17 protein-coding genes are annotated in these 15,773 nt (G+C 62.1%); all 17 read left to right on the top strand.

What is annotated here, in order from left to right:
- Nucleotides 1-79: 79 nt before the first annotated feature.
- The 17 genes from ACZ7FF_RS15090 to ACZ7FF_RS15010 all read left to right on the top strand — a co-directional run bounded on the left by ACZ7FF_RS15090 (nt 80) and on the right by ACZ7FF_RS15010 (nt 15,772).
- Nucleotides 80-520: an HNH endonuclease gene (locus tag ACZ7FF_RS15090; protein ID WP_470812590.1), complete on the top strand. Its 441-nt coding sequence runs from the start codon at nt 80-82 to the stop codon at nt 518-520.
- A gap of 84 nt (nt 521-604) precedes the next feature.
- Nucleotides 605-784 (top strand): hypothetical protein, encoded by a 180-nt coding sequence (locus ACZ7FF_RS15085; RefSeq protein WP_470812588.1) that lies wholly within the window; start codon nt 605-607, stop codon nt 782-784.
- Entirely contained in the window at nt 781-1,212 is a 432-nt protein-coding gene (locus ACZ7FF_RS15080) for a phage terminase small subunit (protein ID WP_470812586.1), read from the top strand. Before ACZ7FF_RS15085 ends, ACZ7FF_RS15080 begins: the two co-directional genes overlap by 4 nt.
- 14 nt (nt 1,213-1,226) lie before the next feature.
- Nucleotides 1,227-1,496, top strand: a complete 270-nt coding sequence (locus ACZ7FF_RS15075; RefSeq protein WP_470812584.1) for a hypothetical protein — start codon at nt 1,227-1,229, stop codon at nt 1,494-1,496.
- 76 nt (nt 1,497-1,572) lie between these two features.
- On the top strand, nt 1,573-2,796 hold the full coding sequence (locus ACZ7FF_RS15070; RefSeq protein ID WP_470812582.1) for a hypothetical protein: 1,224 nt from the start codon (nt 1,573-1,575) through the stop codon (nt 2,794-2,796).
- An 8-nt stretch (nt 2,797-2,804) separates the two neighbouring features.
- A complete protein-coding gene (locus ACZ7FF_RS15065) occupies nt 2,805-4,244 on the top strand; it encodes a phage portal protein (RefSeq protein WP_470812580.1) in 1,440 nt (479 codons plus the stop codon).
- A gap of 71 nt (nt 4,245-4,315) precedes the next feature.
- Entirely contained in the window at nt 4,316-4,888 is a 573-nt protein-coding gene (locus ACZ7FF_RS15060) for a hypothetical protein (RefSeq protein ID WP_470812578.1), read from the top strand.
- Nucleotides 4,889-4,907: 19 nt separating this feature from the next.
- Nucleotides 4,908-5,996, top strand: coding sequence for a hypothetical protein (locus ACZ7FF_RS15055; RefSeq protein ID WP_470812576.1), 1,089 nt, complete (start codon nt 4,908-4,910; stop codon nt 5,994-5,996).
- A 4-nt stretch (nt 5,997-6,000) separates the two neighbouring features.
- On the top strand, nt 6,001-6,597 hold the full coding sequence (locus ACZ7FF_RS15050; RefSeq protein WP_470812574.1) for a hypothetical protein: 597 nt from the start codon (nt 6,001-6,003) through the stop codon (nt 6,595-6,597).
- Nucleotides 6,585-6,914, top strand: a complete 330-nt coding sequence (locus tag ACZ7FF_RS15045; RefSeq protein ID WP_470812572.1) for a hypothetical protein — start codon at nt 6,585-6,587, stop codon at nt 6,912-6,914. The genes ACZ7FF_RS15050 and ACZ7FF_RS15045 overlap by 13 nt, the downstream gene beginning before the upstream one ends.
- Complete coding sequence (locus ACZ7FF_RS15040) at nt 6,911-7,318, top strand: hypothetical protein (RefSeq protein ID WP_470812570.1); 408 nt, start codon at nt 6,911-6,913, stop codon at nt 7,316-7,318. Before ACZ7FF_RS15045 ends, ACZ7FF_RS15040 begins: the two co-directional genes overlap by 4 nt.
- Entirely contained in the window at nt 7,315-7,701 is a 387-nt protein-coding gene (locus tag ACZ7FF_RS15035; RefSeq protein WP_470812568.1) for a hypothetical protein, read from the top strand. The genes ACZ7FF_RS15040 and ACZ7FF_RS15035 overlap by 4 nt, the downstream gene beginning before the upstream one ends.
- An 80-nt stretch (nt 7,702-7,781) precedes the next feature.
- Nucleotides 7,782-8,387 (top strand): phage tail tube protein, encoded by a 606-nt coding sequence (locus ACZ7FF_RS15030; protein WP_470812567.1) that lies wholly within the window; start codon nt 7,782-7,784, stop codon nt 8,385-8,387.
- Between the two features lie 77 nt (nt 8,388-8,464).
- Nucleotides 8,465-8,722, top strand: a complete 258-nt coding sequence (locus tag ACZ7FF_RS15025) for a hypothetical protein (protein ID WP_470812566.1) — start codon at nt 8,465-8,467, stop codon at nt 8,720-8,722.
- Nucleotides 8,722-9,129 (top strand): hypothetical protein, encoded by a 408-nt coding sequence (locus ACZ7FF_RS15020; RefSeq protein WP_470812564.1) that lies wholly within the window; start codon nt 8,722-8,724, stop codon nt 9,127-9,129. Before ACZ7FF_RS15025 ends, ACZ7FF_RS15020 begins: the two co-directional genes overlap by 1 nt.
- An 8-nt stretch (nt 9,130-9,137) precedes the next feature.
- Nucleotides 9,138-14,765 carry a transglycosylase SLT domain-containing protein gene (locus tag ACZ7FF_RS15015; protein ID WP_470812563.1) on the top strand — a complete coding sequence of 1,876 codons (5,628 nt, stop codon included), beginning with the start codon at nt 9,138-9,140 and terminating at the stop codon, nt 14,763-14,765.
- Nucleotides 14,766-14,782: 17 nt separating this feature from the next.
- Nucleotides 14,783-15,772 (top strand): phage tail domain-containing protein, encoded by a 990-nt coding sequence (locus tag ACZ7FF_RS15010; RefSeq protein ID WP_470812562.1) that lies wholly within the window; start codon nt 14,783-14,785, stop codon nt 15,770-15,772.
- Nucleotide 15,773 lies beyond the last annotated feature (1 nt).

Raw genomic sequence — 15,773 nt, 5'->3', positions numbered from 1 at the left:
AACGCTGTTGCCTTAGCGGTCTGACTACGAGCATGTAGTCAACCGCGAGGCGAGGTGAACATTCGGTGAACGCGTCGCCATGGTTTCTCCTGTTGACCCCCCCGTTGAGAGCAGTCTCCGGGTGCGTGGCCAGGAGCGGCCCCGGCTGCCAGATCAGCAACCGGCCGGGGCCACTTACTTTTCGAAAGGGGGACACATGCCCAGAGCAAAGAGCATCTGTCTCCGAGCAGGGTGCGTGTCTCCCACCATCCGAGATGGCCGGTGTGAAAGCCACCAGGTACGGAAGAGCTGGGACCGGATCTCAGCCCGCAATGCCAGCAGGCCGGCGGACTGGTCCAAGCGCCGGGCTCGCGTGCTGGCCCGTGATCGCTTCCGCTGCCAGCTCTGCGGCGCCAGGGAGCGCCTGGAGGTCGATCACATCGTCCCGGTAGCCCGTGGAGGCTCCTGGGAGCTGGACAACCTATGGGTCCTCTGTAAGCCGTGCCACCGGCGGAAGACCTACAACGAGGACCGCCGCTGAGCGGCCCCGATCCACGAAGCCCGTCCCCACGACTCCGGGGGCGGGCTCATTCATTTCATTCATTCATTCACGAGCGGAGAGTGCATGAGCGCCTGCAACGGCCACTGCCCGGACTGTCCCTACGACTTCTGTGCGCCGCCGGCCCCCAAGGCGCCGAGGCCCACGAAGGCAGCCGACCGGCGGAGCTGGCGTCAGGACGCGCTCTTCGAGCTGGAAGACCTCGCAGACATCTGGGGCGTGGACATGAGCAAGGTGAGGCTGTGACTCGCGGACCGAGACCGAAAGACAACGCGATCCGCAGGAACAAGCACGAGCACGCCCAGAACCTCGCCAGCACGGCCACCGAGGGCCGAGCACTCCCCGCTGGCCTCGGGATCAAGACGGCTGGAGCCCGGCGGTTCTGGAAGACCTGGGCGACCTCGCCCCAGGCCGGTCGGTGGATCGAAACCGACTGGGCCGAGCTGGAGATCACGACCAAGCTCGTGGACTCCCTGTTCCAAGGCGACCTGAAGTTGGCCGGTGAGATCCGTCAGCGCGTCGCCAAGTGGGGCGCCACCACGGAGGACAGGGCGAGGCTCCGCATGTCCATCGAGGACCACCAGGACCAGGACGACACCGCCGGCTCGGAGGCTGCGGCCGTCGCATCGACCACAGACATGGATGAGGAGCTGTTCCGGCTTCTGAGTGAATAAAGAGGTGACCGCCCTTGCAGACAGGGAATCTGCCCGCAGGGGTTCCGAGCCCTAAGGAAACGCTGGGCTATCAGGTCATCCGCTGGGCTCAGAAATACATCGTGCAGCCCGACGGTGAGCGCGCCGGCGAACCCTGGCAATTCACTCCCGAGCAGCTTCGCTTTGTGCTGTGGTTCTACGCCATCAACGAGGATGGGGGGTGGCGTTACTCAGCTGGCACGCTTCGGCGTGCGAAGGGCTGGGGCAAGTTAGACGCCTCTCCTCGCCGCACTGGCAATCGTTGAATTTATCGGACCGTGCCGATTCTCCCACTGGGACGCCTACGGGCTCCCTGTCGCCAAGCGCGTCCCGCTGCCCACGGTGCAGATCGGTGCGACCGCGCTGGACCAGACCGACCAGACGCTAGAGATGATCCGAGGAATGCTCTCGGAGTCTCCAGCCGAGAAGGAATTCGGTCTGGACATCGGCAAGTCCGTCATCCAGTTCAAGAGCGGTAAGCCCGGCACCATCAAGCCGAAGGCGACCGCCGGCAGAACGAATGAAGGAAACAGGCCGACGTTCGCTCTGATGGACGAGGTCCATCACTGGGTCGGTTCGAATGGCGGCCCGGACTTCTACCAGGTCATCAAGCGAAACATCGAGAAGACCGCATCTGCCGGTTCTCGATGGGTCACGACCACAAATGCTTACAATCCCAATGAGGATTCAGTCGCTCAGCAGATCCACGAGTCGGACATGGTCCGTCAGGGATTCTGGCTGTACGACTGCCTTGAGGGCGATATCGAGCATGACGAGCTGCGGGACGAGGCCAAGGTCCGCGACGCGCTCAAGCAGGCGTACGGGGATGCGACCTGGGCTGACATTGACGGCCTGACTCGCACGATCCTGCATGACAGGACGACCCCGGATTCCACCTACCTGCGCTTCTTCTGCAACAGGATTGCCGAATCCTCAGACGGCTGGATGAGCCGTTCCGAGTGGCTGGCCTGCCTGGACGACCAGGACCCCATCAAGCCCGGCGATCAGATAGCCGTGGGATTCGATGGCTCTATCCGTGGAGACGCCACAGGGCTCGTTGGTTGCAGGCTCAGGGACGGAAAACTCTTCGTCTTGGGGCTCTGGGAAAACCCCCGCGACCCCAACAATCCCGACTGGGAAGTTGACGTCCTGTCCGTCGAGGCCGCAGTACACCGAGCCTTCAAAACGTATCGCGTCGAGTGGTTCTATGGTGACCCGCCTTACTGGCAAGAAGCCCTGGGACGTTGGTCTATCGAACACGGTGATGACTACGTGTTCGAGTTCTGGACCAATAAGCCAACCAGGATGACCCAAGCCGTTGAGAGGTTCCGCACCGCTTCCATGGTCCAAGACCTGAAGCACGACGGAGATGAAGACCTCACCCGGCACATTCTCAATGCGGTGACGCGCGAAGTCCCTCAGGGACTCCTGATCACCAAAGACTCTCCCCGTTCAAAGAAGAAGATCGACCTTGCGGTTTGTGCAGTTCTGGCATTTGAGGCCAGGGCGGACGCGATTGCAGATGGGCGGCTCAAGCGACGACGTTCTAGGGTGGTTGGATTTTGATAGCTGACATGAGTGAGGTGCCAGTCGGCATCGCTCCTACCACTCCAGAGCAGTGGATTGACTGGCTGTACTCGAAGCTGGCTCGCCGCCGGGCTCAATACCGGATCTACGGCAGCTATTACGACGGCGTGCATCAGCGGCTCATGTTCTCGCAGACTCGCCACTTCGATCACTTCAACCAGACGTTCGAGTCGTGGAGAGACAACTTCTGCGGGCTGATCGTGGACTCGGTCAATGAGCGGCTGTATGTCGACGGCTTCCGTATGACGGACGAGCCTGACGCGGACAAGGATGCGCGGGACATCTGGCAACGGAACTGGATGGATGCCGAGTCCAACGCGGCCATGCTCGACGCGATGATTCAGGGCGTCTCGTACGCCGTGGTGTGGGCCGACGACAAGGGCCAGCCCACCATCACCATGGAGAGTGCCGAGCACGTCATCGTCCAGTACACGCCTGGCAGTCGGCGCCAGCTCGACGCCGCAGCCAAGTTCTACTTCGATGACTGGGGCCGGGAATGGGTCACCCTGTGGCTCCCTGACCAGGTGTGGACGTTCGCCAAGGGCACGTACACCTGGGAGGCCGGCAAGAAGTCTCCGAACCCTCTCAGCGTGGTTCCGGTCGTCCCGCTGTCGAACCGCTCGCGCCTGCTGCGCGACCCGATCTCTGACCTTCACGTGGTCATCCCGATCCAGGACGCGATCAACAAGACGGTCGCTGATGCCCTCGTGGCGTCCGAGTATGCGGCGTGGCCGCAGCGGTACGTCACCGGCCTGGAAATCGTGGAGGACGAGAACGGTAACCCGGTCGAGCCTTTCAAGGTCGCCGTGGACAAGTTGCTCCAGGCCGAGGACCCGAGCGCCAAGTTCGGACAGTTCGAGGCTGCTGATCTCGGTAACTACGTGACCTTGATCGAGATGCTTGTTCAGCACATGGCTTCGATCTCTCGCATTCCCTTCCATTACTTCCTCAACGGTGGCGTTGTGCCTTCCGGTGAGTCGATTACCGCTGCGGAGGCTGGTCTCATAGCCAAGACCCGTGAGCGCATGCTCCACTTCGGTGAGGCATGGGAAGACGTGATGCGTCTCTGCTTCAAGGTGCTCGGTGATGCTCGCGCTGAAGCGTACTCCGCGGAAACCATTTGGAAGGACCCGGAGAACAGAACCGAAAGCCAACACATGGACGCGCTCCTCAAGCTCCAGATGATCGGAGTCCCGAGGGATCAGCTCCTTTCTGACGCTGGATACACCCCCCAGCAGATCGCACGCTTTGCTGACATGAGGGAAGCGGACGCCAAGGCCGCAATGGAATTGGCGAAGAAGTACCCCGACCCGAATGCTCAGCAGGACGCCGGCCCGCCCGGCATGAGCAAGGAAGCCCAGAAGACTGCCGCCAAGGCTCCTCAGGGAAACTCCGGTAATCAGGCCCGGAAGCAAAACGCCGCCTGAGCACAGCACCACCCTTACGCAGGCTCCCGGAATGGGGGCCTTTTTTGATGCCGCCGAAATGGATGGATCGCATGACCGAGACGAACAACAACCCTGCCCCTTCCACTGAGGGCCAGCCTGCCACCACCACTCAGCAGGAACCGACCGTCGAAAGCCTCACGGCTGAGGTCGAGAAGTGGAAGAGCCTGTCCCGCACCAACGAGAAGCGGTGGAACGACACCTCTGCGGAGCTGGACCGGATTCGCCAGGAATCCATGACTGATGCCGAGAAGGCCATTGAGGCCGCCAAGGCTGAGGCCCGTAACGCGGCGTTCGCCGAGGTCGGCACTCGACTTGCTGAGGCCGAACTTCGCGCACAGGCCGCCTCTGCTGGCGTGGAGCTTCCGCCAGCCGAGTTTCTTGCCCTGAACCGATTCATCGGTTCTGACGGCTCCGTGGATTCGAGTGCGGTCACTGCATTCGTCTCGTCTCTCCCCAAGTCGGCCGCTGGACCTGCATTCCGACAGGACATCGGCCTCGGTCGTCAGGGCTCCCCCGCAGCTGGCCAGCTCAGCCGCGACGACCTTTCCCGAATGACCCCGAGCGAGATCAACGCTGCCCGCAAAGAGGGCAAGCTCGACGCGCTTCTCAGGGGTGAAATCTGATCTACCTGTGAGGTAATGCATGGCTGGTTTTCAGACTAAGGCCGGTACCGGCTACCAGGCTAACTCTGGGAATGTCTTCATTCCCGAGATTTGGACCGCGGAACTGCTCCAGGACCTCGAAGAGGAGCTGGTTCTCGCATCCGCCAAGTTCACCAATCGCCAGTACGAGGGTGAGTTTCGGCGAGAGGGCGATGTTGTCCACATCCCCCACTTCGTGAATGACCAGGTCGCAGACAAGGGCCTGGTGCCGGCGTACGGCACCATCGGCTCTGCCGATCACGCGTCGCTCCAGTACATCGACATGCGAGTGGCCAAGGGTTCGTCCTTCCACATCGAGGTCGACGCACTTCACCAGCTCCAGACCAAGCAGGGCATTGACCTGATGAGCAACCTCATCGCTCAGCGTGCCCGCGCTATGGCGGTCAAGCTCGATGAAGTCGTGGCTCAGACTCTCCTCGCTGCTGTCTCGGGTAAGGACCTGAATGGCTCGGCCGACCCGGCTGCGACCGTTTCCGGCCTGCCTGCCCTGCACGGCCAGATTGACGAGATCACCGACGCTCCGACTGGTGACAACACCACTCGGAAGGCCGCGAACCGCGTCCTCAGCGTCTATGACTACGTCGTCGCGATGCTCGAAAACCTCGACATCAAGAGCGCCCCGGCGGATCGTTTCCTCTTCATCTCGCCGCGCATGCGCAGCCTCCTGCTCCAGGACCCCAAGTTTGTCGAGGCGCAGGTATACGGCGGTTCCCCGGTCATCCCCGGCGGCTTCTCCGCCATCGGCACCATCCTTGGTGTCCCGGTCACTGTGGCGAACGCTCTCGGCTCCCACACCCGCCCGTCGAACCCGCTGATCAAGAAGGGCAACCAGAAGTTCGGCGCGGTCGACCTCTACATGGGCTGCACCGCCGCGACGTCGGTCGTCATCCCGTTTGCGCAGATGGAGGCGTACAAGCCCCAGGCCAGCTTCACCGACGCCATCAAGAGCCGCGTCATCTACGACGCCAAGGTGATCCGTCCTGAGCAGCTGGTTGTGGCTCGCAACGTCGAGGCTGCGCTGACCGCGCACAACGCGACCGTGAACGTCACCGAGTCCGAGACGGTCTGATCGGATGGCCTTCGTAACGCTTGACGATGTGGTCGCCCGCTTGGGGCGACCCGTCGCGGACGCCACGGAGGCCGCCCGGATCGGCGCGTTCATCGAGGACGCGACTGCGCTGGTACTCGACTGGTGCCAGACCGACTTCCAGCAGCACCAGGACGAGGAGTTCGATCTCCTCGTGGAGGGCGGCGAGGTGGACATCCCGCCTCGCTACCTCCCCGGCCTGAAAGTCTCCTCCATCGTGCTCGACGGCAACCAGCTCGACGCCGACGAGTGGAAGATCCTCGGTCGGACGCTGTACCTGCGTCATGGACCCGTAACCGGCACGGTCACTCTCACTGCTTCGTGGGGGTGGCCGGCGCCCCCGCCGGTCCTGAAGCAGGTCATCTGTTCCGAGGTGATCCGCTGGATTGCTGTCTCTCCCGGCACGATCTTGGAGAAGACAGGTGAGCTGGAAGTGCAGTACGCGCAGAGCGCGAACAATCCGGGCCTCTCCAACACAGCCAAGGACTCGCTGAAGCGATACCGCAAGCGGGCAACGACCACGACTCTCCACCGGACCAGGACCAACCTGCCTGGTCGTTCGGAGGTCACATGGCTCTGCTGAACGACCCCATCGAGGTCTGGCGGGCTCCCCTGGTCAAAGACACCTACGGACAACACCGCGACTGGGACCAGGCCGTGAAGGTCTGGAGCGGCATCGGCGCCGCACTCCCCTACCGCCGCAGTTACAAGCCCGAACCTGCGTCCCGAGAGACGAGCCGTACGCGCATCACGGTCTACCTCCCTGGGGCCGTCGACTTCGACTCGGCGGACCGTCTCCTAATCCGCGGTGACTGGTGGGAGGCAGACGGCGAAGCCTGGCCCTGGTCCTTGGGCTCCCGTCGCTTCTCTGAGATCGACGCGAAGAGGGTGACAAAGTGAGCGAGAAGCCCATCATGCAGCCGAAGCGCGGCAGGCGATGGACCAAGTCCATCAAGAACGGCGTCCTGTTCGAAACAGACGTCGGCTTCATGTTGCAGGAGATCACTCACGGCGGAAAGTACAAGGAGCTTGCCGCCTATCACGCCGGGAAACTGGCGGGCGAGATCGTCAAGGCTGCCCCTCGTGGTCCGCACAAGTTCACCGACGAATACTCGATCAAGAAGAACATCCACGCCAACGTTGAGAATTCCGTGGCCGGTTGGATCGGGTACGTCACGATCGAGGAGAACCCCAAGGCTCGACACGCCTTGCTCCAGGAAGAGGGATACCGCACTCGGGACGGCATGCGCCACGCAGGCCGCTTTTACATCAAGAGCGTCCTGGAAAGGCAGCGTGTTGAGTGAAGGTTGATCCGATCCCTGTAGTTGTCGACTACCTCAAGAACTGTCCCGGCATCCCGGCTGATGCCCCTACGGGCTCGTTCATCGGCAGGGAGCCGGGGGACGTCACTCTCTACGTCTTCCACAGCGGCGGTTACCGCGTCGTCCGCGACGTGATGGACAAGGCCGATATCTGGTACGACGCCTATCACCAGGACCGTGCCTCAGCCGCCGGCCTGGCGTACCTCACCCGTGAATTTCTCCTTGAGGATCTGCCCGGCAAGGTGATTAACGGTGTCCAGATTCTCGACGTGAAGGAGATTTCCTCTCCTCGCTACCTCCCCGACCAGACGTCTCTTGAGGACGTGTACGGGGGCGAGGTCTCCATTTTCTACGTCGAAGCCTGACAGCCCTACCGAGCTAGAACGCTCGAACTGACGGCCCCTTCGGGGGCCGTTTTTGTTTTCCCTTTCTTCAAGGAGCATGCATGGCCAATGACGCATCCAAGATTCGGTTTGCGCCGAACGGCGCCCTGTTCGTCGCGCCGGCCCCGACCGGCGGCACCGGTTCTACTGTCCTTCCTGCGGCTGTCGGCGACGGCGGCACGACCGCCCCGACCGGCTATAAGTCTTTCGGCTACGTAAACGAGTCGGGCGTCACGATTACCCCGACCGTGAACACCGACCCCGTCAATGTCTGGCAGTCGGCCGTTCCCGTCCTCTACAACGTCAAGGACGCTTCCTTCTCCATCAAGGCGACCTTCTCTGAGGTCTCGAAGATCACGACTGAGGCATTCTTCGGTGCCACCTGGGAGAAGCAGGGTTCCGCCTCTCTCTGGAAGCTGAACCTTTCCAGCGTCCCCGAGCTGACTGAGCTGTCGATCGTTGTCGACTGGCAGGACAAGGGCAAGAACTATCGGTGCGTGATTCCGCGTGCCATGGTTTCCGACCGTGGCGCGATCACCCTTCAGCGGACCGCCAACCAGGAGTTCGAGCTGACCTTTGAGGCCCTGGACTACCAGGGTGCTCTTGGCTTCGTCCTCACTGACGACGCCAACGTGGACGACGGTTCCGACCCGGTTTCGGGCCCGTGATCCTCGCCCCTGCCGGGGAGGGCTAAATTCCCCGGCCTCTCTCTCACCCCACCCCCTTTGCTTTCCATGGAGTACGCATGTCTGCTGCTGAGAACGTCGCCGCTGCCGAGTCCGAGGCCACCGAGGAGCCTCGTGTCATCGAGCACAAGGGCACTGAGTACATCGTCCCGGCACCGCTCGACTTCCCCCTCGAAGTGATCGAGGCCGAGAACGAGGTTGAGGTTGTCCGCCTGGTCCTGGGCGATGACCAGTGGGCCGTCTACAAGGCCACCAAGCCGACCATCCGCGACTTCCAGGAGCTTGCCGAGAAGGTCAACGGCAGCACGGGAAACTGATGTTGGCCGTCCAAGCCGTTCGGGAGCATCCCGAGGAACTTGAGGCTGATCTCCTTGAGTTCTTCGGGGTCGATCTCCTCGACCTGTGGCGTGGACGGCTATCCCTGCGACGCATCGCAGTTCTGGTGAAGTCTCTCGGGCGCCGGCACGGCCGGTCCAGCCTTGCGGCTGTCATGGACGAGGCCGCCGAATGGGCCACCTCTGACTATCTCCTGGCCCGTATCTCTGACGCGCTGGAGATGAGCAACTTCCTGTTCCTGAAGGCCAATGCCGCTGACAGCAAGTCTCTCACTCCGCCTGATCCCATTCCCCGGCCTGGCTTCGAGCCTGAAGTCAAAGAGCCGGACTTCGAATACTCCTCCGGTGAGGAGGTGGCGGGCTTCTTCGCCCAGATGAGCAAACTTTAGGGGGCGAGATGACCACCACTCCTACGGGTATCAAGGTCGGTAACGCGTTCATCGAGATCAATCCTCAGATGGACCAGGACCAGCTTGCGCGTCAGCTCGCCAAGTTCGAGGAAGCCGTCAAGGCCACCTACAAGCGCCAGAGCGACGTCACGAAGGCGTACGCCCGCCTCCAGGTCCAGCTTGAAGAGTGGGTCACGAAGAACTACGGCGACCAGGCGAAGGCTCGCCTGGCCATCAACGCCGACACCATCAAGGCCCGGAAGAAGCTCAGCCAGTCGGAGTCTGCCCTTCTCCTCCAGGCGCTCGAAGAGGTCGAGAAGGCCGAGCTGGCGAGCGAGAAGCGCAAGACGGCTGCGAAGCAGTCCGCAGCGCGGGCCAAGGAGCGGATAGCGCTCAACGCCCGTGACCTTGAGATCAAGTACGGCACTGAGGTTGCGGACGCCTACAAGGCGCAGATCGCCGCACAGCAGGCCAGCAAGAAGACGCTGACCCTCACCCAGATCAACGAGACAAAGCGCTGGGCTGAGCTGGAACAGGCCGAGATCCGCCGGGTTGCTGCCGTCCAGCGCGAGGCCCAGCAGGAGGCCATCCGCGGGGCCCAGGTCGAGGCCGCGGAGAAGACCGCTGCGGCCAAAAAGGCTCAGGCCGCTTACACCCGCACGTTCGAGACGGTGAAGTCTCAGCTCCTTCAGCAGATGCAGCTGGAGAGGACGCAGGAGCGGGCTCGCCTCGAAGGGGAGCTTGCCATCCAGGAGGCCGCGCTGCGGTCGGCGTCTCAGGGTCTCGCGAACGTCAGGTCGAGCCTTGCGACGGTCACCTCTCTGACCACTCGCAACACCGCCACCATGGCTTCCCGCTGGAAGAAGATGGGCGGCGAGATCGAGAAGGTTGGCACGACCGCCTCTGAGTTCGGACGCGGGCTCATGACGAGCGTCGTCGCCCCGATGGCTGCGGCCGGCGCCGCGCTCACGGACTGGGGCCTCAAGGCGGCCGACAACTTCCAGAACACGCAGACGTCGCTGAAGAACATGGGCATGGCGTTGCAGGACGCCAACGACCTCATGCAGAACCTGACCACGTACGGCCTCAAGACGCCGTACAGCGTCGGCGACATGCTCACCTACGGCACCCGGTTCAGCCGTGCCATCGGTGCCCACAACGACAACTTCACCAGCAGCGACCCGAAGAAGCACGCGAAGGGCTCGCAAGAGGTCTCCTCCGAGGCCCAGAACATCGTTCAGATGATCGGTGACCTCGCTGCCCGAGGCGGCATCACCGACTCGTCCATGGTCCAGCGCGGCTACTACGCCATGGAAAAGCTCATGGACGCTGACCGCGTCTCGCTGCGCGACACCAAGCAGCTCGAATACGCGGTCAACATGCCCGTCCAGGAGCTTGCTCAGCTTCTCGGCTTCACGGACAAGAAGTACACCGCTAAGCAGGTTGCCGACTTCAAGAAGGTCAACCCCGGATTCCATGCCAAGGCGGGCGACAAGTACGCCGCTTCCGCTCAGATGATGGAAGTGATGGCGAACGCCAAGACCACGGGCGGTGTTCGTGGTCAGGACATGGTGAGCAACCTCCTGAGCTACTGGGAGGGGAAGACCAATGTCCCCGGCGCCAAGCCGGACAAGACGATCCAGGGCTCTGCTGAGCGGCTTGGTACGGCGACCTTCTCTAGCCGCATCTCGAACATGAAGGAGACTGCCCAGCAGAACCTTCGCGGGATGCTCCAGCGGTTCAACCCGAAGACGGGTGAGCTGGAGTACACCGGTCTCGGCGCGGCCATCATGGGCAAGAAGGTTGTCGACAAGAACAAGTACATCGAGGTCGGCACCGGCGCACACGGGCAGCCCGTTTATAAGAAGAACCCGAACTACGGAAAGACCCAGTGGCAGGGTGGCCTTCTCAACGAGGCCGCCGGCATCGGATCCGACCTCATGGGCAAGAACGGCAACGGCCCCGTACCGCAGCTGATGAAGGCGTTCATCGAGGGCCTGACGAAGTTCGTCGGATGGGTCAGAACCGCCGCTGACTTCCTGGGCGACCACCCCGAGATCACGAAGTGGATCAAGGAGTTCGCGAAGCTCGCTGCTGTCGTCGCTCCCGTCTCTCTCGCCCTCGGTGCTGCGGGGAAGATATTCGGCAAGCTGGTCAAGCTCTTCACTCCCGTAGTGAAGGCTGGCGGGGTTATCGCCAGTGGTATCAAGGGCGTCGCCAAGATCGGCGCTCAGACCTATTCCGGCGTCATGTCCAAGATGAACGGCACCGGCTACCTCAACGGTTACCGGGGCCAGAGGGCCGCCTACAACAACGGTGACCCTCGGAACCTCGCACAGCGCGCTCGTGCCTCGGTCACTGGTAACAACAACCAGGTTGAAGAAACGTTGCGCCTCAACGCTACTCAGTACGACGAGGCGATGCGTAAGGCCAAGGACGCGATCAAGGACCTGAAGCAGAAGATCGCCGATCTGAACCGTCAGAACCTTGACAGGCTCGCCAAGGAAGCAGCCGGTAAGGACACCAGCGTCCAGGCCGCAGCCCAGAAGGCCCAGAAGGCAACAGACAAGGCTGCAAGGGCAGTCCGGGACCTGAACAAGGAAAAGCTGAAGGCCCTCAAGGACCAGATCACCGGTAACACGTCGAAGGCCAACGGCCTGACCTCGTCCACCGACAAGGCCGGTTCTGCTGTCAAGACGCTCAACGGCAAGACGCTGAAGAAGCTGCGCGACCAGTTCAAGGACGTCACGGACGCTGCGGACAAGACGCACCGGAAGGTGTCGACCCTCACGGACGACATCCACACCCTCGACGGCAAGAACCTGAACAGCGTCACGAAGGAGGTCAAGACCCTCGGCAAGGAGCTGGAGGACACCGCCGGCAAGGCCGAGGCCCTGAACCTCACCCTCGACCACATCGACAAGCACAAGGGGTCCAGCTCGGGAGGAACGCACGGGCCCACCAAGAAGCGGAAGCCCACTGGGCACGCCAAGGGCGGCGTCATGCCGGGCTACGCGCCTGGCGTCGACAACATCCCGGCCATCCTCTCGCCAGGTGAAGCGGTCCTTCGCCCCGAAGTCACCCACGCACTCGGTGCTGAACGAATCAATTTGTGGAACAGCATGGCCGTCCGAGGCAAGCTGTCTCGCAAGTTCGCCAAGGGCGGCATTGTCGGCAAGCTGGGCCTGAACCAGCTGATCGACGCAGCGAAGTCCTTCGATATCGGGCCAGACGCGCTCAGTGCCATTGCCACGATGATGATGGATGGATCCTCGGCAAAGCTCGGTGGCTCGCTTCAGCAGGGCGTAATGGGCTCAGGTACCAGCGGATCTCACTTTGTCGGTTCCGACCTGGCCGAGAAGTTCAAGGGCATGTTCAACTTCATGTCCAAGGATTCTTGGTCGATCCTGAAGAAGCTCCCGCTTCCTGATGGCTACAGCCAGGTTATCGGAATCCTCGGCGGCGCCCTCGGCCCTATCTCAGGACAGTATTTCTGGGATGACGTCTGGAAGGGTAATGGAAACATCCTCCAGCGTGGCGCATCGTACATCGGTGACCTCTTTTCCTGGAATACCCTGAAGGGCGTAGTCGAAAATCTGTTCGGCGGCCTCTGGGATTCTGTCAAGAGCCTCTGGTCCGCAGGAACGTCACTGCTGACGGACCCGGTCGGCACAGTGGAGGACTCCATCTCGGGCCTCTGGGAGCTGGGGACGACCGAGTACGACGGCGTGGTCGACATGATCAAGTCACTGCGCTCGATCTGGTCGAACCCCCTCGACTACGCGGGCCAGGTCGTCTCTGACGTGTACGACACGGCGAAGGAGAGTCTTCCGAACCTGGACGGCCTGTTCGACTTCAGCGGCAGTCACCTGACCGCCAAGAAGCCGGACGTCTCCAAGCTGGTCGACGGACAGCTCAGCACACCGGGCAAGGGCTCCGCGGTCTCCCGTTGGACGCCTCAGGTCAAGATGGCGCTGGCTCAGCTCGGGCTCAGCTCCTCGTACCTCCCTCTGGTCCTTCACAGGATCGGCGTGGAGTCGGGAGGTAACCCGAAGGCGATCAACAACTGGGACAGCAACGCGAAGAGTGGCAACAACTCTCGCGGGTTGATGCAGACAGTCCCAGGGACCTTCGCGGCATACGCCGGCCCCTACAAGTCCCGTGGCATCTACGACCCGTTGGCCTCGATCTACGCGGGCCTCAACTACGCGGTTCACCGCTACGGATCCAAGTGGCCCAAGGCCCTCGCTGGCACCAAGGGCTACGCCAAGGGAACGACGGGTGCGGCTCGCGGTTGGGCATGGGTCGGCGAGGAAGGCCCGGAACTCGTCCGCTTCGGCGGCGGGGAGACGGTCCTCAACCACAACGACAGCATGTTGGCCACGGTCCGAGTGCTCAGGGGCTACGCCTCCGGTACGGGGGCCCCGCGCACAACTGGTGTCGCTGCGGACGCCGAGAAGGGCGTGTCCTCGCTGAACGCTGCGGTGAAGAAGCTCTACGAGATCATCACCAAGGCGTTCACCTCGAACCGGATCGGCTCGGGGACAGCGAACTCGCTGAACAAGTGGCTCGACGGCGAGAACAAGAAGCTCCAGTCCCTCGTGAAGCAGCGGGCCGACCTGGCACCGAAGCTGAAGGACGCGAACGCCAAGTTGGCGGCCGTCAAGAAGCAGGAAGCCGATATGTCCTCGTCCATCTCGGACCAGTCGAAGGGACTCCGGTCTCTCACTGACGTGTTCAACACCGGCGGTGTGTCGGCCTCCGCCGGCCTCTCCAGTCTGCATGAGCGTCTGGCGGCCATTAAGTCTTTCCAGAGCGATATCAGTGCGCTCGTCAAGAAGGGCTTTTCGAAGGAGATCATCAGCGAGATTGCCCAGGCTGGCCCTGAAACCGGTGACGCCATGGCGAAGGAGCTGCTGAAGTCCTCGACTGCACAGGTGGCGGACTACAACAAGACCTATGCAGCCATCGGAAGCGCTTCGGATTCTCTTGGGAACTCCGTAGCCAAGTCCTACTACGGCGCTGGCGAGAAGGCTGCTCAGTCGCTTGTCGACGGGTTGACCGCGAAGGACAACAAGCTGAAGAAGGCAATCGAGGGGATCGCGAACACGATCACCAAGACCCTGAAGAGCAAGTTGCACTTCAACTCAAAGACGCCAGTGGACAGCGGTCTCGCTTCTCTTCTCACCTGGCTGACTGGGGAATCCCAGGCAGTGAAGGGGAAGACGAAGGCAGCTCCGAAGAAGTCGACGCGAGTCACCACGTCGTATTCGACGGACTCTAAGGGCCGCAAGGTGGTCACCGTCACCACCACGGTTACCGATCCGGCAAAGGGTACTACCACCACGACAACCGAAAGGACCGTGGACGGCAAGACCACGAAGACGACGCGGGTAAGCCACGTGAAGGGTTACTACACCGGCACCCTCGGCGCTTCTCCGGGCCTCGCCCTCGTAGGTGAGCGCGGTCCCGAGCTGGTGAATTTCGCGGGTGGTGAGCGTGTCTACAACGCCCGACAGACGGCAGAAATGATGGGCCCTCGCTACGAGATCCACATTCACGAAGCCAAGTCGGAGAACACCACTCAGGCGGTCCTTCGAGCGATGAAGTACGCAGAGGTGATGGCCAACATGTGATCGACAAGGAGTGTTGAATGCCGATTCCCGCAGGGCCATACGTCCCCGACAATGGAGCATGGGAGCGTAACCCGCTCCTCCCCATACCGGAGGCTTGGCAGCGCACTTACGTGTCGATACGGGGAAGCAATGGTGAGGGGGAGGAAATCCCCCTCACCGGCTTCCAAAGTGGCTCGTGGCCGGCCATCGTGCTCCAGCCCGGAGCCTCGGGGCTGGACATGCCTCCCTACGAGCTGCACGCCGACGATTCTCCCAATCTCGACGGGTCGATATATCGGGGGGCCAGGGCGGCGGCCCGGCAGATCCTCTTGCCCCTCTACGTCTATGGCATTGACCGGAAGACGTTGATCTCGTTCAAGCGCAAGCTCGCCAATGCGCTGAATCCCAAAAATGGATACTGCATCCTGACGTTCATCGAGCAGGACGGTGTGGCTCGCCGCATCCAGTGCTACTACACGAGCGGAATGGAAGGAAGCGAAGCCGCCGACTCCTCGGGCTTCACTTGGGTTTCCTACGGCGTCCAGCTGACGGCCATGGATCCATGGTTCTACGGGGACACGGACGTCGTAGCCAACTGGACCTTTGGTCAGTCCTACCCCTTCTTGGGAAACCCCTTCCTCCCGCTCAAGCTCAACAGCGGGACACCGGCCTCGGGAACACTGGTGGTCGATAATCCAGGCGACATCGAGGCATGGCCGATCTGGACTATAACCGGCCCGCTCAAGTCCCTCACGTTCACTGGACCAGACGGTTCGAGCTGGGGCATCCCGGCACAGGCCGGCGGAGCTGACTGCCTCGCCAACGGCCGCACACTCACCGTCGACTGTCGGCCCGGCTGGAAGACCATCACTGACGACCAGGGCACGAATTTTTTCCCAATGATGTCGCCCAATCCCGTGCTGTGGTCAGTGCCCGCCGGCACGTCGACTATTCAGGCTGATCTCGTCTCCGGAAGCGGCACCCCCACCGTGAAGATGGAACTCCTGCCGCGCTATGCGACTTACTGAC

Source organism: Streptomyces sp. NPDC037126, from assembly GCF_055605965.1.
The sequence above is the reverse complement of the archived record's forward strand: the minus strand, read 5'-3'. Positions and strand labels throughout refer to the sequence as shown.